This is a genomic window from Microvirga aerilata (assembly GCF_016743775.1).
GTDB lineage: Bacteria > Pseudomonadota > Alphaproteobacteria > Rhizobiales > Beijerinckiaceae > Microvirga > Microvirga aerilata.
In genome coordinates this window covers 140,273-159,412 of record NZ_JAEQMY010000004.1, presented here as the reverse complement: position 1 = coordinate 159,412, position 19,140 = coordinate 140,273, and the positions used below count along the sequence as shown (strand labels likewise).

Genomic DNA, 19,140 nt, shown 5'->3' with positions numbered 1-19,140 from the left:
CAGGGATGACGACAACCATGTTCGATAGTCTGCCGTCGGTGTTGATCGCACTCTTCCTGGCTTTATGTGTCCTCTGGCTGATATGGCAGATGTTCAGGCGTCTCCTGTCTCCCGGGAAGAGGAGGCGAGAGCCTTTTCGTGATGTCGAATCACACCCGGGTCTCGAGGCTCCAACCGCGCAGCCGGCGACGGCAACAGTGTCGACAATTCCGGACGCGGCCGACGTTCTTGCCCTCAAGGCGGCAATCGACAACCTGGCCCGGCAAGTTGCTGCTCTCGAGCGGCGTCTCGCGTCAGGTCAAGCCAGCGTCCCGCCCCAGCCATTGCCGGGCGACAGAGCCGTCGAGCAGAGGTCCACGATTCCGTCCGTGACGCCGGACCATCGGATCTGACGCGGAATCGCTGTTGAGCCTTCTGTTTCCAGACCCCTCAGGCCATGCCGTGTCGTGGCGCGATCACGTCGATGTCTGTGCCTCGCCAGCCCACGGGTGCGGTCTGCGCATGGCGGTGTTGCGCCGATCGAGGAGACAGAGCACTGTCATTGCCCCACATCCGACCTAGCTTGTGCAACAAGGACCTTTCCCTGCCAAGCTGTCCAAGGGCACCTCCGGAAGCGATCTTGAAGTTATGACCCATACCCCTGCCGCTACGGATCAGCCCGCCGCCAAGCCCGGCTTCATTGCGCTGCTCATTGCCGTTTCCGCCGTGAGCCCGCTCGGCATCAATATGTACCTGCCTTCGATGCCCGGAATGGCGCGGGCGCTCGGTGTCGATTTCACGACCATTCAGCTTACCCTGTCGCTTTATCTCGGCGCGATGGCGTTCGGACAGCTGGTTATCGGTCCCCTGTCCGATAGACTGGGACGACGGCCCGTTCTTCTGACAGGCCTGCTCGTCTTCGTGGTCGGCTCGGCCATCTGCCTGTCGGCTCAGAACATTGGGGTGCTGATCTTCGGTCGTATCGTGCAGGCCATAGGAGGTTGCGCGGGGATCACCCTGAGCCGCGCCATCGTCCGTGATCTTTACGGGCGCAATCAGGTGGCGAGCATGATCGCCTATGTCACCATGGGCATGGCGGTCGCTCCCATGATTGCACCAACCATCGGCGGCGTGCTCGAGACGTTTTTCGGTTGGCGCGCCTCGTTCGCCTTTCTGATCGGATTCGGCGGGCTGGCCTTGATGTTCGCGTATTGGCATCTTCGCGAGACGAACCACAGTCGCGCCTCCGGGGAGTCCGCCCGCGAACTCCTGCGGGGCTACGGGAGCCTTTTCCGGTCCCGCCAGTTCTGGGGCTACACGCTGGTGACCAGCTTCGTGTCGGCCATGTTCTTTGCGTTCCTGGCGGGGGCCCCGTATGTGATGATCGAACTGCTCGGGCGCAGTCCCGCCGAGTACGGCTTCTATTTTGCCATGGTGCCGAGCGGCTATATCCTGGGCAACTTCGCCACTGGCCGCATAGCAGGCAGGATGGGGCCAAACCGGATGATCCTGGCGGGCACGCTCCTGTCTCTGGTCAGCATCGCGGCCATGGCGGCTTTGATCGCTTCAGGCTTCCTGTCGCCGGTCGCCCTGTTCGGGCCGATGCTGTTCATCGGCGTGGCGAACGGGCTGGTCCTGCCGAGCGGCATTGCCGGCGCCGTGAGCGTGAGGTCCGATCTGGCCGGGGCCGCCGCTGGCCTGTCAGGGAGCTTCCAGATCGGGTTCGGCGCGCTCGTCGCCCCCATTGTTGGCGCGACACTCAGCTCCACTGTCTGGCCCCTCATCGCGATCATGACGATCTGCTCCTCGCTGGCCATCGCCTCGTTGGCACTTGTCGCTACTCGGCGCATGCCGGCGGCTGGCAACTAGGCTGCCGCTGGTGGCGCAAAGGGCGCCGCCGTCACAAATGCAGGCGTTGGCTTTTGCCCCAGAGGAGCGCTGGCGCCGTGCCAGAGCCTAGTTGTTCGGGTCGACCGCCGCCTTGATACGCTGCAGCCCCTCTGGCGTCAGAGGATCAACTCTCAGGATCGGGTGACCTCCTGCCGAATGGCGTTGCGAGAATATAAGGCGGACGTAGCCGCCATCCTGCAGAGGCAGGAAGAAGATCCCGTCTGTTTCTCCCTTCAGAAAGCAGCGCAGGCCGATGTAGAAGCTTTCCTCGTACCCGCCTACGGCGCGCCGGATGGCAGGATGAAGCACAAGGGTGATTTTCTTGCTCTCGCAGACCTCTTCGACGGTTTTGAAACTCAACACTGCTTGACCCTCGCTGACCGCACGGCCCATCGGCCGCTGTCCTGGGTCAACGCAGTTCGCAAGGTTACGGTTCTCGCGGATCATCTCACCGGAAATCACGGGCTTGACCCTCACGAGAGCCATCAGGCTTTCGGACCACGGTGGCGCTCCCATGCGTCGGGTGCCAAGAGGCTGCGCGGCACAGACGAATGGGCAATTTCACCAATCGATGAGGCAAACCTGTAATGTGTTTCCTGCGATATGAGGTTGAGGAGAAGAGGGCTGCGGCATCGGCCGCTTCTAAGTCCTGACTCCATAAGGGATATGCATGAAGTCTCGGACAAATCCGGGTTTTTATCCTTGCGTCCTCTACGTAATACGCTCTGCATAGGAAAGTATTACGCTAATCGTTTGTAAACGCTTTAGAGCAGACGATGCCCCTGGGGTCTGGGTTTCTGTTGTTCCACAGGTGCTGTCATGAAGAGTTTCCGCCGCTTCCTTGTTGCTCCGTGCCTTGCTCGCATGATCTCGAGAGATCTGGGTGTCGATCGTCAGATTGTTGAAGGCTATCTCTCGTCCCAGCCTGGCAAAGACCAATTCATCAGGCTTGAGGCTAATCAGGCTCACTTCGTCCTGTCCGGGAGCGATCCGGCAGGAGATGTGCTGGAGAACCTGGCTCCGCTCCCGCGTGAGCATGCCGAGGCGCTGTTCGGTCTCTGCATCGGCCAGATCTCCTACGACCGCCTCAATGTGCCCGCCCAAAGCGATCTCGGCTATACGATACAGATCGACCGGGTCGTGTATCCATGCAGCATCGATCTCATCACGGTCGCGTTCGCCGATGCCCAACAGGCAGAAGCCTTCGAGATCCCAATGTGGTTTGGGCCTGAGGTGACGGCCGAGTATGCGTATGAGTGGCGCTACATCGCGCTGAACGGCCTGCAGTCGAACCCCGAGGTGCCGCTCTTGAGCCAGCAGGTCGAAGCTGTTCTCGATATGCTGGACCAATCCAAGCAGGCCGTTCAAGCCAGCAACATGTCTGCGGCTGACGACGTTATTGTCGCCCTCAGCCGTTCGCTCGAGACGTCCGGTCTCCTGAAGGCAACAAAGGAAAGCGCTGTTCCGCCAGCCCTGGAACCGGTGGCCGAAGAGTTTTGCGGGCCGGTGAAGAGGTCGGCTCAATAATCTCGTGCAACGGACGCTTGAGCGGAGCGACCCGGCATTCGATGGGGCTGGCCTTGATGCGGACTATTCCGCATGCCGGCCCCATCTGTCAGTGCAACCCTGAGGGATCCCTCACAATGCCTGCTCCTGCGGTCGTGGCCGAAGGCGTTTCCATGACCAGATGAAGGCCGGCCACAGCAGGGCCGCGATGGTCATCGTGGCCAGAACGGCCGAGACGGGGCGCTCGAAGAACGGCAGCAGGCTCCCGTCGGATTTGATCAGCGACGTGACGAAACTCTGCTCGACCATTGTGCCCATCACGATGCCAAGCACCATCGCGGCAACGGGAAAGCCGTTATTTTCCATCACATAGCCAATCACGCCGAAAGCCGCGACGAGGATGATGGCAAACAGGTTGTTGCCGGTCGCGAAGGCCCCGACGGCGCAGCAAACCAGGATCACCGGCATGATGGTCGCACGAGGAGCCCGCAGGATTGAGCTCGCCGCGCGGATCATGACGATTCCGAGCGGGATCATGATGATGTTGGCGAGAATGAAGATGATGTAGAGCGCGTACATGCTCGAGGCTCTCTCCGTGAAGAGAGTCGGGCCCGGATTGAGCCCCTTCATGTACAGGACGCCGATGGCGATAGCCGTAATCGTATCCCCGGGTATGCCGAACAACAGTGCCGGCACCCAGCCGCTTGCAAGGCTCGCGTTGTTGCTTGCTCCCGCTTCGACGAGCCCCTCCGGATGCCCGGTACCGAACTTCTTCGGTTCCTTGGAGAACCGTTTGGACATGGCATAGCTCACCCAGGCCGCCATATCTGCGCCCGCTCCCGGCAGAACGCCGATGATGATGCCAACGACATTGCCCCGGGTCATCTGCCGCCAGTATTTGCGGGTGAGGGCGAGTTGACCGGCCAGGATGCTGCCAAACCTGCGGGACGGCAGGGGAGGTGGTTCAGGCGAGACGATGGCGCGGATAACCTCCGACACGGCAAAGACGCCGACCAAGGCCGGGATCGGCTCGATGCCGCCGAGGAGCTCCGCGACCCCGAATGTGAAGCGAGGCACGCCGCCGGGGTTTTCCATCCCGATGCAGGCGACGAGAAGGCCGAGCAGCATGCTTGCAATTGCTTTTACCGGGGACGACCGCGCCACCAACGTCGCGCACATCAAACCCAGGAAGGCGAGCCAGAAATACTCGTATGTCGAGAAGTTCAGCGCCAGCTCGGCGAGCATAGGGGCCATGACCACGAGCGAAATCGTCCCTGCGACACCGCCCAGTGCGCTGAACCAAAGTCCCGCCCCAAGAGCAACCTCCGCCTGCCCGTTGCGGGTCATCGCATAGGCTTCGTCCGTGTAAGCGGCGGACGCGGGAGTTCCGGGAATGCGGAGCAGGCAGCCCGGTATATCGCCCGAGAAGATCGCCATGGCGGACGCCGCGATGATCGAGGCTACCGCAGCGATGGGAGAGAGATAGAACGTCACCGGCACCAGCAGCGCCGTTGCCATGGTGGCCGACAAACCAGGCAACGAGCCGATGACGAGGCCGTAGATCGACGACAGCAGAATCGCGATCATCACGTCGGGTGCGAGGACGAGCCGGAAGGCTTCAACGAGTTCGTTCATGATCACCAGGGCATCGGTAGAAGGCCGGGAGGCAGTGGGACGCGCAGAAGCTTGTAGAAGATCAGGTGGATGACGATCGGCGCCAGTAGAGCGAGCGGAAGGGCCACGCGCAGCTTGGCGCTGAAGGCCAGGGCCGATATGAAGATCATCACGGCCGCAACCGGAACGAACCCGATCCGGTCTGCGGCGTACACGTAAAACAAAAGCAGAATGGGCGGCAGCAAGGCACGAAGCCTGTAGCTCAAGGGCTCGGAAGGCTGTGCCTCCTGTGACGGTCCCTGAACGGCGGCAAGGTCAGCCTCGGCCTCGTCTTCGAAGCTGTGCCCGATCCCGAACGCGATCATGAGCCCGCACAGGATGAGGCCTACGCCTATCACCATCGGGAACACGCTCGGCCCGACATCCTGACCGGGCACTGGGGGAAGCTGCGAGCCCCCATAGGTTGCCAGCGCGCCCAGCGTGGCGACGAATGAACCGGTAACGCGGTCGGACAGGCGCATGGACGGGGCTCTTCCGGCATGAACAGGATGAACCCGGGCGCCTTCGCTTCGGTAAAGGCGCCCGGTCGGTTAGAAGCCGCTTCGGCTCGGTCCGCCTACGCCTTTGCCAGGCCTGCGGCTTTCATGGCCTCGCCCATCTGCCGATCGGACTCATCCATGAATTGACCATATGCGGCTCTTTCGGCCCATTGAGTCCCGAAGCCTCGGCTGCTCATGAAGTCCTTGTACTCCTTGGAGTCATAAACCTCCTTGAGCACGGCGACCAGCTTGTCCTGAACGTCTGCCGGAAGGCCCTTGGGGCCGGCGATGCCTCGCCACACTCCAACCGATTTATGGGGTCCCATCTGCTCGTCGAGCGTCGGCACGTTCGGAAACTGCGGGTTCCTTTCCGGCGCCAGGATGGCAAGGCTCTTGGCCCGACCGGCGTCGATCATCGGCCGTGCCTCGGGGAGCGAGCAGGGCACGATGTCGATTCCGCCGGCTGCCAGGTCCTGCATCCCTGGCGCGGCGCCGTTCGAAGGCACCCAGGCGACGTGATTGGGCTGCAGCCCGAGAGATTGCAGCCATCCTACGAGGGCCAGGTGCCAGATGCCGCCCTGGCCGGTTCCCGACGCTTTCAGCTTGCCGGGAGGCGCCGCCTTGATGGCGTCGGCGAGTTCCTTGATATTCTTGTAGGGACTGTCAGCCTTTACCTGAATGGCCGGCGCGTCAACGTTCATCAGCGAGAGGGGAGTGTAGCTTTTCGGCGTCAGATCCGTCAGGCCCTGCCAATGCATCATGGCAATCTCGACCGTGAGCAGACCGATCGTATAGCCGTCCGGTGCTGCGGTTGAAATGGCCGTGTGCCCAACCACGCCGTTGCCGCCCGTTCGATTCACCACATTGACGGGCTGGCCGACCTTCTGCTCCATCACCTGCGCGATGATGCGTGCCGTTGCATCGGTGCCGCCGCCTGCTCCCCATGGACAGATGAGCGTTATCGGTCTGCTCGGGTAGTTCGACTGTGAGAAGCCGGGTTTCACCCCAACGATCGAGCTTGCAAGTACGGTGGACGCCGACGCGATAAAACCGCGTCTCGTGAATGAAGTCATGCATTTCCTCCTGGCTAGTCCCCAGCCATGGCTGCGCCTGTTCCCGGCGCTTTGCCGTAGGGTATTCTACGTAGGCTTCTTTTCGGCGCAACTGTGTTTGCCCAGAATTGTCGCGAAAGTGTCCATGCTGGCGGCATGCTCCCGCCCTGAAGGAGCATCGCTGGGTATTTGATGGGCCAGGATGGTGACGAGAGCTTGCGAACTCCGGGCTCATCGCCGCGAACTGTTCATCTCACGCTCTGCGACTCGCGGCAGGCCCGAGTGGCGCCGGTTACTGGCGCGCCAGAACGATCTCGGAGGTCTGCTGGACCGGGCCGCCGGGAGTGAGATTATCCGCGACCGTGATGCGCAGTGTGCCCCTGCCATCGTTGCGGATGACCATCGAGGCTTGCATGTCGCCGTTGACCGGACGCGGCCATTCGATCCTCAGGTTCACCGTGTCGCCGTTGCGCGTGCCGCTGAGACGAGCGGGACCGATCCGGGCGCCGGTATAGGTGCCGCGATAGGTGCTGGAGCGGGCATCATAGGCGAGATCAACCCCGATCGGGCGGCTGAAGATGAGAGCGGCGCGGCAATTGCCCTGGGCGCTGATCCGGTTCTCGGAAGGGTTTCCGGTCACGGAGCAGGTCACCTGCCGCGGCTGGGAATTGCCTTCGCGCTGAACCTGGCCGGAGCCGGACCAAGTGCCTCGGAAGCGTCCGAGGAAGTCGGTCTCGGCAGCCTGCACGGAACTCCAAGTCAGTGCGGCAATGGCGCATGACATGACGGCGGCTGCGATGGGGCGGAGTGCGGCTGTGCTCATGCAGGCGTTTCCTGTGATCCGGCAATAACGCCCGCTCACCGCACCTGTTCCCTCGGTGTCGTGTTCGCACGCCGCACCGTCGAGAAGCGGTTCTCGTGATAGACGGACGTATACGGCACCTGGACGTATTCAAGTGTCTTCCGTGCGGCCCAGCCCGGCAGCGTGTCTCTGTACCTGGCGAAGTTCGGATAGGGTCCGCTTCCGAAGAGAACCTCGTTGAGGTTCAGCCCCACCCCGACATAAAAGGATCGCTCGATCGGGTAGCCGAGCTCGCGCTCCTTGTCCTCGAACCCGCGCGCATCGAAGCCGGCGTGCAGTTCAACGTATCGCAGAGGCGTATTCTTGAGCGTTTCGAACCCGCTGCCCTTCAGGGCCATGATGTAGCGCTGGCGCTCGTACGGAGGGAGAATGCCGTTCTCGCCTGTGACGCCCGGCCGCTCGAAGCTTGCAGGCGTGTACATGATCCGCCAGTCGAGCTTCTCCCGCAGCCCGGGGATGGAGTTCCGGAAGACTGAGAAGAGCGCACCGACGCCGTTCGCCACGATGTCCTCGCGCGAGAAGCGGTGCCTTCCCGTGAAACCATCCAGGGTCTCAACCAGTCCCATGATCCCGAACGCGACAAGCGAGGCCGTGATCGGGGCACCTGCTGGATTAGAGGCATTGGCCCGGATCCTGTCCGTCAGGAGGTCGGCGATAACGTAGGTTGAGAACGAATGGCCGATCTTGTCCATTCCGCCGTGCCGGGTGTTCTTGGAAAACCATCCTTCCTCGATGGTCTGGAACCCCGAGCCGTTGCCCCAATCCCAGTCCATGATGCCGACGGTGACGATGGCCGCGCCCACGATGGCCAGCTCCCATCGGACCGCATGCAGATGATCGCCCAGTTGGCTGACCGAGTAGAAGGTTGGGGGGACAGGCGTCGGCTCTGCCGTCGTGGCTGGCGCTGCTGTTCCGGCCGTGACCGCATGGGGTCGCGCATGCTCCCCTTGCGCTGGATAAAGGGAGCGGTACTCCGGTGGTCCGCTTGTTTGCGCGAGGGATGCCTCAGGGCGCAAGACGGCGCCCAGGATGACGAGGCAGGCGACGAAGGCAACGACCCGCATTGGCCGATCCTCTTCCATAAACCCCTGACAGCATCTTTCTATGGTGCGTGGCGGAACTCAACCCCTTCGGGTCAGATAACTTGCTCCAGGGCCGGGGAGCAGGAAACGAGGGTAAACGGAACCCCAAGAGCGCTCGCTCCAGGAGTTCCGGCCGGCATATGCAGATCAGCAGCTTTGTGCCTCGTCAGTGCCTCTCCAGGATGACGTATAGTCCGGGCACCGGGCGACCTGCCTCAAGCCGGATGTGGCTTTCCACGGACTCCAGAATAACGAAGTCGGTGGCCGCCGTCTTGAGGTGCTCAAGAGAATGAGCAAAACGACCGGACGGTCGCAGCGTGAAGCTTTGTCCTTCTGCAACCTCGATGCTCAGGGCGAGCAGCCCCCCTTGTACCATGGCGCCGGCAGCGGCGCGCAGCAGCGGTCCGAGGTCGCCGAAATAGATCAGCGAATCCGCAGCGAAGATGAGATCGAAGCGGTCTTGCGTTGTTTGAAGATAGGCGACTGCCTCTGACTTGACGAGTTCGGCGTATCCGCCTCGCTTTGCCGCCTCTGCCAGCATGCCGGAGGAGAGATCGACCCCGATAAGGGTCGAGCCGAATCGCATCAGCTCCTCGGCCGCAAGGCCGGTGCCGCAGCCCAGGTCGAGCATCCGGTTGAAGCGGTCCCGGTGCCCGGCCACAAGCTTCGCCATCTGGCTTGGGGCATCGTATTGGAGCGTCCCAAGCAGTTTGCTGTCGAACTGCGGAGCGAACTGATCGAAATACTGTTCGATATATTCGGTGGGAGCAGCCGCCATGGTGCGCCCGACAACGGCATCGAGGAGATAGCGCCGGACCGGATCGTCGGGCTTCTCGGCTAGACGCATCCGGCCGATTTCGGCGGCCGCTTCCAGGTGACCTGAGGCGCTGAGAACCGAAAAGGCGTCCCGCGCGATAACATCGAGATCCTCGCGATCGTCTCCTGCGATCCCGGAATACTCTTGAAGGGCTTCCTGGACACGGCCTTCGATCATGGCCTGGAATGTGATGGCCCGCGCTCGCTTCTGCCTGCTCGGCGCGTCGAGCGGCAATGTAAGCCGAGCAGCCTCGTCGAATGCTCTCGCGCAGCTTGCGAAGTCGAGGGCGATGAAGGACAGGTGGCCGAGGGCGAAATGGGCCAGGCCGTTGACGTAGTCCAAATCAACGGATGCCCGCACGGCAGCCAGGGCTGCTTCGTAGCTCTTGCGCCTGAAGAGCAGAAGGCCAAGCCCGAGATGAGCGGCGGCGGCCTTCGGATTCAGGTCGATCACGCGGCGATATGCGCCTTCTGCGGTCTCGGCATCGTCCAGCCGGTCCGCCACGCTGGCGAGGGTCTGCCAGGATTGAGCATTGTCCGGGGCGAGCTCCAGGGATACTCGGATTGCCGCCAACGCCTGCTCGTCCTGATCCAGTGCGCTGTAGACGCTAGCCAGATCGCGCCACAGATCAGGGTCCTCGGTCGCGAGGGAAAGCGCGGAGGTGAAGGCCCTGGCGGCCGCATCGAAACGTCCGTTCTCCCAGTGAACCAGACCAAGCTGACGGAGGGCTGGAGCCGCATGTCCATACCGGTCGACGATGCGGCCGAAGTCCGGCAAGCTCGCCTTCAGCTGGGTCACCAGCGCCTCTGTGGTGCCGACGTCAGGAAGTTGGATGTTCGTCATGTAAGGATCCACATGTCATTTCTGCCCATCGCGGGTTTGCGACGCTTGTAGCTTGGAGGCCCATTCGAGACTGGCCTTATGAGCTCAGCGCACGAAACCAAATCACTGGGTCCAGGATTAAACGAGCTAGCTTTGCTGGACCTTGCCGGTCGATGGGTTGTTCTGCGGAGGCTGAAAAAAGCCTCATCAATCTTATCCGGTTGGACTTAATTCCTGCTCAAGTTAACGGAATAACGACAACCTTCGGCGGATAGTGGAGAGGATCGTCGCTTACAGGCCGAATCGAAGTCCGTTGTGTCAGCCTCTCTGATCGTTGCCTTCTGCACCCTTATTGCGATTGCCGCCGTCATCGGCGCAGTCGTCCTCCTCGTGCGAGGGTATGCCGACGATCTCGCGAAAGCCGAGGGCGACTTGGCCAACCTGGCGCTGGCTCTTCAGGAGCGGACCGAGGGCATCCTCCAGCCCATCGAGAATGTTCTGGGCGACGTGGTCGGCCGAATTCCGCAAGCGAGCCTCAAGGCGAACGAGTTCGACGGGTTCGCCGGATCTCAGGCCACAAAGGTGGTTTTGGCCGGGGCCTCCTGCATCCTCCCCCAGATCGTCCGTATCGATCTCATCAATGCCAAGGGGCGGCTCGTCGGCACCTCGAACCCACGCCCCGTTTCCGGCTCCATTTATCTGAACGACACGTCCTACTACGAGGCACTCGCGACGGATCCGTCCCTTGTTCTGTATCTGAGCGAACCGATGAAGATCCGGGCGACGGGCAGAAGGGTGCTTTCCCTTGCCCGCAAGATCAAGGACACCGAAGGAAACTTCCTCGGCATCATCGTGTCCACGATCGACCTCAGCCACTTCGAGACAATCTACAAGGATCATCTCAGGACGCGCTCATTGAGCATCACGCTTTATCGGCGCGACGGCATCATTCTTGCTCATGCTCCGGATCCGGAGCGAGCTCTTGGGCGGCGGATTTGGAGGCCCAATACCCCTCTGCAGCGGATGATCGCGAGGAACAGCCCGACGCTTATTCGTGACGCCAGCTGGATCGACAGAAGGGAGAGACTGGTCGCCCTTCATCCTCTTGCCCATTATCCGGCCGGCATCGCTGTCAGCAGAACCGTGGCAGAACTCATGGCGGGCCAGCGCCTCGAAGCCCGCCTGATCGGGTTCGTCGCCTATCTCATGGGGATTGCAATCGACACGGCCAGCCTGCTGGGCTTGAGGCATGTCAGAACCGGCATTCTGAGGGCAGCCAGCGAGAGCTACCTGTCGCGTCACGATATGCTGACCAGGCTTCCCAACAGGCTGTTCTTTGCCGAGGAGCTGAGGCGTACATTCCTGGCTTCGCAAAGAGGAGGCACGGATTTTGCCCTGCACCTTCTCGATCTCAACCGCTTCAAGGACATCAACGACAACCATGGACATGGGGTCGGGGACGAGATCATCAAAACCGTAGCCCGGCGCCTGCGCGAACGTCTCAGAAAGAGCGACTTCATCGCGCGCATCGGCGGGGATGAGTTCGCCATCATTCAAAGGCCCACCAGAGGCCGGCAGCCGGTCATGGACCTGATCACGGCCGTTCAGACCTCCATGAAGACACCATGCACGGCCGCCAACACCGAAATCGACGTCGCGCTGTCCATCGGTGTGGCGATCGCTTCATCTGACGGGAAAACCCCAACCGAGCTCATGAGATCGGCCGATATCGCTCTCTATGCGGCAAAATCAGATCCCGACAGCAGCCATCGGCTCTACGACCCGTCCATCAAGGATTCCCGGGCCGAACGTCGCGCACTCGAGGGAGCCCTGAAGAGCGCCCATGAAAACAGGGAATTCGAGTTGTTCTACCAACCGATTCTCGATCTGGCGACAAATCGGATGTGGGGCTGTGAGGCGCTGGTGCGATGGAAGCATCCGGCGAAAGGCATGATCTCACCTCTCCAGTTCATTCCGACGGCCGAGGAGTCGGGGCTCATCGGCCCCATCGGCGATTGGATTCTCGAGGAAGCCTGCTCGACGGCCATGACCTGGGACCTGCCATTGTCTGTTGCGGTCAATCTCTCCCCGGTGCAGTTCAAGCGTCGGGACGTGTTCGCCAGCGTCAAGAAGGCTCTGGATATGTCCGGCATGCCGGCTCATCGCCTGGTTCTGGAGGTCACGGAATCCGTCAAGCTCACGGAGGAGGCAACCGCGACCCTCAAGCGGCTCAAAGGTCTGGGGGTTTCTATCTCGCTCGACGACTTCGGGACCGGCTACGCATCGATGAGCTATCTCAGCAGCTTTCCCTTCGACAAGATCAAGATCGATCAGTCGTTCGTGCGCGGAATGATGGAATCCCCGGACAGCCGCGCGATCATCAAAGCAACGATCGGTCTCGCGAACGATCTAAGGATGAGCACGACGGCCGAAGGCGTCGAAACGCAGGAGCAGCTCAACGCCTTGCGCTCAGCCGGCGCCTCGCAGGCGCAGGGCTATTTCATTGCAAAGCCCATGCCCCGCGAGGCCATTGCGGCCTTCATCGCGGATTCTCAAAAGGCTCAGCAGAACAGGCGTGGGGAACAGCTCCCGACACGGGCGGTCGCCTGAACTCGCCCGCTTCGCCCTGGTCATCCAACCTGGCTAAAGCTCGACCAGCGCCTTGATTACCCCCGCCTCCGACGTCGACCACTGGGGGACAAGGCCAGGAGCCTCATCGAAGCCGCCGCGATGGCTGGCAAGCCCTGCAACAGGCACTCTGCCGTTGCGCATCGCATCGAGCACCGTTTCGAAGTCATGCCGCGTAGCATTGCGGCTGCCCAGCAGCGACGTCTCACGCTTGTGGAACTCCGGGTCGCTGAAGGTGATGTCGGCGCGCACGATCGACAGGAGCACATAGGTGCCGCCATGACCGACATAGGAGAAGCCCTTCATCATTGCCTTGGGACTTCCCGTTGCATCGAGGACGACATCGAAGAAGTCGCCTTCGGTTGCGGCTTTGAGGCGGTCGTCGATGTCGGGCGAAACCTCGAATGCATGGTCGACCCCGATCTCATCCTGGCAGAAGGCGAGTCGTCGGGTATTCATGTCGAGAACCGATACTTCGGCTCCTCGTGTCTTCGCAAAGATCGCGGCGGCGATCCCGATCGGTCCGGCCCCGACGACGGCGACGCGGCTCGCCGGTCCCATGCCGGAGCGTTGCACGCCATGGGCCCCGATGGCCAGGAACTCGACCATCGCCGCCTCGTCCAGGCCCAAGCCTGTTGCTGGTACGACATTGCGTTCCGGAACCGCGATGTATTCACAGGCTCCGCCATCGCGGTGAACCCCCAGCACCTGCAGGTTCTGACAGCAGTTTGTCTTGCCGAGGCGGCAGGCACGACACGTGCCGCAGTAAAGATAGGGCTCGATGCAGACGATTTGGCCAATCTTCAAGGAGCTGCCGGCCGGCGCCTCGGCGACTTCGCCGGCAAGCTCATGGCCAATCACCCGCGGGTACTCGAGATAGGGCTGATTGCCATGGAAGATGTGATAGTCGGTTCCGCAAATCCCGACCCGCCGAATTCGCACCAGGATCTCACCGGGGCCAACCTTTGGAATATCCTGCTGGATAATGCTGAGCTTTCCAGGCTCGTCGCATCGAAGCGCTTTCATGACCGTCTCCTCCGGCCAAGTGTGCCGGTTCGCCTCGTGGAGTGTAGTGCGAAGACGCAAAAGTCCAAATTCGATGAGGACTGCCTCTGGTTTGACCGCGCGCAGTGAGGACATCCCGACAGCAAGGAGTTCGCCCGGGTGTCAGTTGCAGTCCGAGAGAGGCTGGAGATTTGATGCTCGAACAGCAGGGCTCGGGCTTATCGCAGAAGCGTTTGCCCGAGCCCTGGGGATGGTTCTATTCCGCCGCAGCAGGAGCGGTCGGTGCGGGGCCGCCCGGGCGGCCGCCACGGGCCGGACCTCTTGCGTCGCGAGCGGGACGTTTCGGCGCTGCAATCAATCCTTCGCGGATGGCTTGCTTGCGGGCAGCTTTCCGGGACCGGCGAACGGCTTCCGCCTTCTCGCGCGTCTTGCGTTCCGACGGCTTCTCGTAAGCCTTTCTGGCTTTCATCTCGCGGAAGATCCCCTCCCGCTGCATCTTCTTCTTGAGCGCTCTGAGCGCCTGATCAACGTTGTTGTCTCTGACAAATACCTGCAAAGGATATTCCCTCCCGATAGAGGTGAATGAACTATCGCAGAACGCGTTCCGCGACAGGCGACGAAAGCGTCATTTCAACGAGCGTTAGGTGCCGCGGATTTCGCTCTCACGAACCGCCCTTTCGACCACGCCGGACTTGATCCGGTAGAAGAGCTCCCCGGTCTGATCGGCCGGCATCAGCCGCACGACCTCATAGACGCTCGCAGCACCGGCTCGCGTATCGGAAAAGCCCGGCTGCTGCAGCCGGACCATCTGCCGAACTTTGAATTTGTGAGACATCGTCAATCTCCTTGGATGCTGCATGCATCTTGATGCAGCCCTGTATGAAGGGACTACTTCCGCGCCTTGCGAGCCGCGTAGCGAGCATCGCGGGCGGCCTTCTGCTCCAATTCGAGCTGAGCCTTGTTCGCTTCGTTCTCGGCGGCTTCACGCTCTTGCTGAGCGGCCGCCTCTGCGGCGGCTGCAGCAGCCTGGGCGGTTGCCCGCTCCTTTTGAGCCACTGCCTCGGCTGCGGCCGCGGCCGCATGAGCATCGCGCTCGGCCGTGCGAACGGCCCGTGCCGCGCTCACAGCTTCCCGTGCCAGTCTTTTCTCGACAACAGCCGGATCGTCGGACCCGGGCCGCTGGAGAAACTTGGCCGTCATCGCCTGCTTTGCATTCTTGGCAGCACTCAACCGGTCACTAAAATCTTTGTCTTTCATGCGCTCATCAAATCCTTCTGTCAGCCTCTCAAGCGGATTGTCTGCTCAACGGACACGCTTGACGCTGACGATATTGCCCTCTGGCAGGACACCTTGCTCCTGCTGGGTTCGTGCGATCAGGCCGACAGCCCGTGCGTCGGCCGCCTTCGCGGGATTGTCGACCCAAAGATAGGCCGTGCGGGCGTTGTCGTAGTTTACTGCAAACATCACTGACTTTGCAGGAGAGGCCTTTCGGAACATGCTCATTGGGTCCTCACAGGTTCAATCACCAAGACAAGTCGCTAGAAAAGAAAAGCCGCTCCCATAGGGAGCGGCTTCGTGTTCAGCGCAAAAATCTGCGCCGTTCATCATTAGGCCGTCTGGATGTTGTTGACGGCGACCTTGCCGGAGCGGCGGTCTTCAGCGGTATCGAAGGAGACCTTCTGACCCTCGACGAGACCACGGAGGCCGGCGCGCTCCAGGGCCGTTGCGTGGACGAACACGTCCTTGCTGCCGTCGTCAGGCTGGATGAAGCCGAAGCCCTTTTGGTCGTTGTAGAATTTTACGGTGCCCGTAATCATGGGAATATCCTTAGGCTATACGTTAGTGCACGTGAGCAGCAGGACATGCCGAAGCACGCCCTTACGCTCGGGTTCGTCGATGTTTGGGAGAAGTGTCTGAACGTGCGCCTGGCATGCCAAGGCGAAACAGCCCGATTGTCCGGCCAAATGTCGATATAAGACATATAGGCAGGTTCCTCAGATTTGCAAGTAGCTCAGATGATTTGACCGATGCACAAGAGTTTTGTGCTTGTTCTTGCAAAAGCTATGGCGAGGAAAAATCGGCTTTTTCTTTGAGATAACAGGGAGTGAGCTAGCGATGACGCCCCTGGAATAAAAGGATTTCGGCAGGGGCATCCAGCAGAACGGCGCCTGATTTTTTGTTCATCTTCAATCTTCATGGCCACAGGGGACTGCTGCTCACATCCCTGTTGGAGGTTAGGAATGGGTTCTGCCCGAGCGGCTTGTCATAGCAGGCAGAGACCTGCCGAGCTTAAGGCCTCGTTCGAGAAAAGCCCCGCCCGGAGGGGCGGGGCTGGAGTGATCAGCTGCGCTTGGGCGGGTTGGCCGGCCAGCTCTTGATGAGGGTGTCGTAGTCGACCGTTTCGCCCTTCGGCTTCTCGTTCGCCAGCTTGCGCTGAGGTGCGATGGTGCCTGCGGCTTCGGCCTTCTTGAACCACTCCTCGGCGGAGGTCTTCGGGTTCATCTTCGGTCCGCATTCGCCCTGAACGTTTGCGCGCTCGAGACGGGTGAGCACATCGTCCTGGGCGGCTGCGAGCGAGTCCATCGCCTGCTGCGGTGTCTTGGAGCCGGAGGCCGCATCGCCGATGTTCTGCCACCAGAGCTGCGCGAGCTTCGGGTAGTCCGGGATGTTGTTGCCGGTCGGCGTCCACTGCACGCGGGCCGGCGAACGGTAGAACTCCACGAGGCCGCCGAGCTGCGGTGCCCGGTCCGTCATCGACTTGTGCCAGATATCGCTCTCGCGGATGAAGGTGAGACCCACATGGCTCTTCTTCAGGGAGACCGTCTTGGACGTCACGAACTGGGCGTAAAGCCAAGCGGCCTTGCGGCGCTCGACCGGGGTGGACTTGAGCAGCGTCCACGATCCCGCATCCTGGTAGCCGAGCTTCATGCCCTCCTTCCAGTAGGCGCCGTGAGGCGAGGGGGCCATGCGCCATTTCGGGGTGTTGTCCTGGTTCATCACGGGAAGGCCGGGCTTCACCATGTCGGCGGTGAACGCCGTGTACCAGAACATCTGCTGGGCGATATTGCCCTGGGCAGGAACGGGTCCTGACTCGGAGAAGGTCATGCCGGCAGCCTGCGGCGGAGAATACTTCTTCAGCCACTCGAGATATTTGGTAATGGCGTAGACGGCCGCCGGGCCGTTGGTGTCGCCGCCGCGCTCGACCGAGGAGCCCACCGGGCGACAGCCTTCCATGCGGATGCCCCATTCGTCGACGGGCAGGCCGTTGGGGATGCCCTTGTCGCCATTGCCGGCCATGGAAAGCCAAGCATCGGTGAAGCGCCAGCCGAGCGACGGATCCTTCTTGCCGTAGTCCATGTGGCCGTAGACCTTGACGCCGTCGATCTCCTTCACGTCGTTGGTGAAGAACTCGGCGATGTCCTCATAGGCCGACCAGTTCACCGGCACGCCGAGATCGTAGCCGTACTTGGCCTTGAACTTCTCCTTGATGTCCGGACGCTGGAACCAGTCATAGCGGAACCAGTACACGTTCGCGAATTGCTGGTCCGGCAACTGGTACATCTTGCCGTCCGGCGCGGTCGTGAAGGACTTGCCGATGAAGTCGTTGATGTCCAGCGTCGGCGAGGTGACGTCCTTGCCTTCGCCCGCCATCCAGTCGTCGAGGGCCACCGCCTGCTTGTAGCGGAAGTGGGTGCCGATCAGATCGGAGTCGTTGACCCAGGCATCGTAGATGTTGCGGCCCGACTGCATCTGCGTCTGGATCTTCTCCACCACGTCGCCTTCCTGGATCAGGTCGTGGGTGAGCTTGATGCCGGTGATTTCCGAGAACGCCTTGGCAAGGGTCCTTGCCTCGTATTCATGGGTCGTAATCGTCTCGGAGACCACGTTGATCTCCTGGCCGGCGAAGGGCTTGGCCGCATTCACGAACCATTCCATCTCCTTCAGCTGCTCCTCCTTGGAGAGCGTGGAGGGCTGGAATTCGCTGTCGATCCAGCGGCGAGCTTCCTCCATGCCGGCGAATGCTGCGCCGGTTCCAAGCGCCATGGCGAGGACGCTCGTTGAGACGAACAGTTTCAGGCGCCGGTGAGATTGTGTGAGTTTCATTATTTCCTCCCAGTTTGCGCCCTTGCCGGCTTGTTTGCTGGTCTTGTTCCCTCCGGTTCGGGCTAACCGAAGAGCATTGTTGAGCCATGCCCTCCTAAACGAAGCGGAACACCGCCGCCGCGTAGACGAGGGACAGGCCGGAGGCCCACCACAGATCCGGACCCACGAGTCCGAGCCAGGCGAGATGGATGAAAGCCGCGCCGAGAAGCGAGATGAAGAGGCGGTCGCCGCGCGTGGTCGGAATGCGCAGGATCCCGACACGCTCCGTCTCAGGACGATAGGCTGCCAATAGCGTCATCAGCAGGAGCAGGCTCGCGATCAGGGCAAAGAAAAGCCCCGTCTGCCATGTCCATGCCATCCAGGCGAAATCAGGCATGCGAATCCCCTCAGACGCGCCCCAGGGCAAAGCCCTTGGCGATATAGTTGCGGACGAACCAGATCACGAGCGCGCCGGGCAGAATGGTCAGGACCCCTGCAGCGGCAAGCAGGCCCCAATCCATGCCGGAGGCCGAGACCGTGCGGGTCATGGTAGCGGCGATGGGCTTTGCAGTAACGGAGGTGAGCGTGCGCGCGAGCAGCAACTCGACCCAGGAGAACATGAAGCAGAAGAAGGCCGCAACACCGACGCCGGAGGCGATCAGCGGCATGAAGATCTTCACGAAGAAGCGTGGAAAGGAATAGCCGTCGATGGCGGCCGTCTCGTCGATCTCCCGCGGCACCCCCGACATGAAGCCCTCTAGGATCCAGACCGCAAGGGGCACGTTGAAGAGGCAATGCGCCAGCGCCACGGCCCAGGGCGTGTCGAAGAGGCCGATGGCCGAGTAAAGGTTGAAGAAGGGCAGCGCGAACACCGCCGGCGGGGCCATGCGGTTGGTGAGCAGCCAGAAGAACAGGTGCTTGTCGCCGAGGAACTGATAGCGCGAGAAGGCATAAGCCGCTGGCAGCGCGAAGGCGATCGACAGCACCGTGTTGATGACAACGTAGGTGAGCGAGTTGATGTAGCCCGAATACCAGCTCGGATCCGTGAAGATCTTGACATAATTGTCGAAGGTGATCTCCCGCGGCCACAGGGTGAGGCCGGACGTAATCTCCATGTTGGTCTTCAGGCTCATGTTCACGAGCCAGTAGATCGGCAGCATGAGGAACAGCAGGTAGAGGGTCATCACCACGACGCGGCCGCTCACGCGAGGGCCGGAGAGGGCGCGGTTTGCCGCAAGGGGTGCTGCGGCAGGTTTTACAT

20 protein-coding genes are annotated in these 19,140 nt (G+C 61.5%); 4 read left to right on the top strand and 16 right to left on the bottom strand.

The features are described from left to right. Nucleotides 1–197: 197 nt before the first annotated feature. Nucleotides 198–392 carry a hypothetical protein gene (locus JKG68_RS04635; RefSeq protein WP_202056285.1) on the top strand — a complete coding sequence of 65 codons (195 nt, stop codon included), beginning with the start codon at nucleotides 198–200 and terminating at the stop codon, nucleotides 390–392. 235 nt (nucleotides 393–627) lie between these two features. Further along, nucleotides 628–1,848: a multidrug effflux MFS transporter gene (locus JKG68_RS04630; RefSeq protein ID WP_202056282.1), complete on the top strand. Its 1,221-nt coding sequence runs from the start codon at nucleotides 628–630 to the stop codon at nucleotides 1,846–1,848. Between the two features lie 87 nt (nucleotides 1,849–1,935). Here the strand turns inward: JKG68_RS04630 and JKG68_RS04625 are convergent, their stop codons facing one another. Next, on the bottom strand, nucleotides 1,936–2,316 hold the full coding sequence (locus JKG68_RS04625; protein WP_246515080.1) for a hypothetical protein: 381 nt from the start codon (nucleotides 2,314–2,316) through the stop codon (nucleotides 1,936–1,938). Nucleotides 2,317–2,688: 372 nt separating this feature from the next. Between JKG68_RS04625 and JKG68_RS04620 the strand changes: the two genes are divergently transcribed. Continuing rightward, a complete protein-coding gene (locus JKG68_RS04620; RefSeq protein ID WP_202056280.1) occupies nucleotides 2,689–3,396 on the top strand; it encodes a CYTH domain-containing protein in 708 nt (235 codons plus the stop codon). Nucleotides 3,397–3,507: 111 nt separating this feature from the next. Here the strand turns inward: JKG68_RS04620 and JKG68_RS04615 are convergent, their stop codons facing one another. The 6 genes from JKG68_RS04615 to JKG68_RS04590 all read right to left on the bottom strand — a co-directional run bounded on the left by JKG68_RS04615 (nucleotide 3,508) and on the right by JKG68_RS04590 (nucleotide 10,184). Next, complete coding sequence (locus JKG68_RS04615) at nucleotides 3,508–4,962, bottom strand: tripartite tricarboxylate transporter permease (RefSeq protein WP_376773113.1); 1,455 nt, start codon at nucleotides 4,960–4,962, stop codon at nucleotides 3,508–3,510. A 50-nt stretch (nucleotides 4,963–5,012) separates the two neighbouring features. Beyond that, nucleotides 5,013–5,510 (bottom strand): tripartite tricarboxylate transporter TctB family protein, encoded by a 498-nt coding sequence (locus JKG68_RS04610; RefSeq protein ID WP_202056279.1) that lies wholly within the window; start codon nucleotides 5,508–5,510, stop codon nucleotides 5,013–5,015. A 95-nt stretch (nucleotides 5,511–5,605) separates the two neighbouring features. After that, complete coding sequence (locus JKG68_RS04605) at nucleotides 5,606–6,601, bottom strand: tripartite tricarboxylate transporter substrate binding protein (RefSeq protein WP_202056278.1); 996 nt, start codon at nucleotides 6,599–6,601, stop codon at nucleotides 5,606–5,608. A 271-nt stretch (nucleotides 6,602–6,872) separates the two neighbouring features. Then, on the bottom strand, nucleotides 6,873–7,403 hold the full coding sequence (locus JKG68_RS04600; RefSeq protein WP_202056275.1) for a hypothetical protein: 531 nt from the start codon (nucleotides 7,401–7,403) through the stop codon (nucleotides 6,873–6,875). Between the two features lie 35 nt (nucleotides 7,404–7,438). Beyond that, nucleotides 7,439–8,506, bottom strand: a complete 1,068-nt coding sequence (locus tag JKG68_RS04595) for a DUF2279 domain-containing protein (protein WP_202056272.1) — start codon at nucleotides 8,504–8,506, stop codon at nucleotides 7,439–7,441. A 184-nt stretch (nucleotides 8,507–8,690) separates the two neighbouring features. After that, nucleotides 8,691–10,184 (bottom strand): tetratricopeptide repeat protein, encoded by a 1,494-nt coding sequence (locus JKG68_RS04590; protein ID WP_202056271.1) that lies wholly within the window; start codon nucleotides 10,182–10,184, stop codon nucleotides 8,691–8,693. Between the two features lie 294 nt (nucleotides 10,185–10,478). Here JKG68_RS04590 and JKG68_RS04585 point away from each other — a divergent pair, with 294 nt between their 5' ends. Then, nucleotides 10,479–12,773 carry a bifunctional diguanylate cyclase/phosphodiesterase gene (locus tag JKG68_RS04585; protein WP_202056268.1) on the top strand — a complete coding sequence of 765 codons (2,295 nt, stop codon included), beginning with the start codon at nucleotides 10,479–10,481 and terminating at the stop codon, nucleotides 12,771–12,773. A 33-nt stretch (nucleotides 12,774–12,806) separates the two neighbouring features. Here JKG68_RS04585 and JKG68_RS04580 read toward each other — a convergent pair whose 3' ends face one another. The 9 genes from JKG68_RS04580 to JKG68_RS04540 all read right to left on the bottom strand — a co-directional run bounded on the left by JKG68_RS04580 (nucleotide 12,807) and on the right by JKG68_RS04540 (nucleotide 19,063). Then, nucleotides 12,807–13,817, bottom strand: a complete 1,011-nt coding sequence (locus JKG68_RS04580; protein ID WP_202056260.1) for a zinc-binding alcohol dehydrogenase family protein — start codon at nucleotides 13,815–13,817, stop codon at nucleotides 12,807–12,809. A gap of 235 nt (nucleotides 13,818–14,052) precedes the next feature. After that, on the bottom strand, nucleotides 14,053–14,352 hold the full coding sequence (gene rpsU / locus JKG68_RS04575; protein ID WP_202056258.1) for a 30S ribosomal protein S21: 300 nt from the start codon (nucleotides 14,350–14,352) through the stop codon (nucleotides 14,053–14,055). 84 nt (nucleotides 14,353–14,436) lie between these two features. After that, nucleotides 14,437–14,631, bottom strand: coding sequence for a hypothetical protein (locus tag JKG68_RS04570; protein WP_202056256.1), 195 nt, complete (start codon nucleotides 14,629–14,631; stop codon nucleotides 14,437–14,439). Between the two features lie 53 nt (nucleotides 14,632–14,684). Continuing rightward, nucleotides 14,685–15,053, bottom strand: a complete 369-nt coding sequence (locus tag JKG68_RS04565; RefSeq protein ID WP_202056253.1) for a DUF6481 family protein — start codon at nucleotides 15,051–15,053, stop codon at nucleotides 14,685–14,687. A 45-nt stretch (nucleotides 15,054–15,098) separates the two neighbouring features. Further along, nucleotides 15,099–15,260, bottom strand: a complete 162-nt coding sequence (locus JKG68_RS04560; protein ID WP_202056250.1) for a hypothetical protein — start codon at nucleotides 15,258–15,260, stop codon at nucleotides 15,099–15,101. A gap of 143 nt (nucleotides 15,261–15,403) precedes the next feature. Continuing rightward, on the bottom strand, nucleotides 15,404–15,613 hold the full coding sequence (locus JKG68_RS04555; RefSeq protein WP_202056248.1) for a cold-shock protein: 210 nt from the start codon (nucleotides 15,611–15,613) through the stop codon (nucleotides 15,404–15,406). A 523-nt stretch (nucleotides 15,614–16,136) separates the two neighbouring features. After that, a complete protein-coding gene (locus JKG68_RS04550; protein WP_376773112.1) occupies nucleotides 16,137–17,840 on the bottom strand; it encodes an ABC transporter substrate-binding protein in 1,704 nt (567 codons plus the stop codon). Nucleotides 17,841–17,994: 154 nt separating this feature from the next. After that, nucleotides 17,995–18,276, bottom strand: coding sequence for a DUF2160 domain-containing protein (locus JKG68_RS04545; protein WP_202056245.1), 282 nt, complete (start codon nucleotides 18,274–18,276; stop codon nucleotides 17,995–17,997). Nucleotides 18,277–18,286: 10 nt separating this feature from the next. After that, nucleotides 18,287–19,063: a carbohydrate ABC transporter permease gene (locus JKG68_RS04540; protein ID WP_202056355.1), complete on the bottom strand. Its 777-nt coding sequence runs from the start codon at nucleotides 19,061–19,063 to the stop codon at nucleotides 18,287–18,289. Between the last annotated feature and the right edge of the window lie 77 nt (nucleotides 19,064–19,140).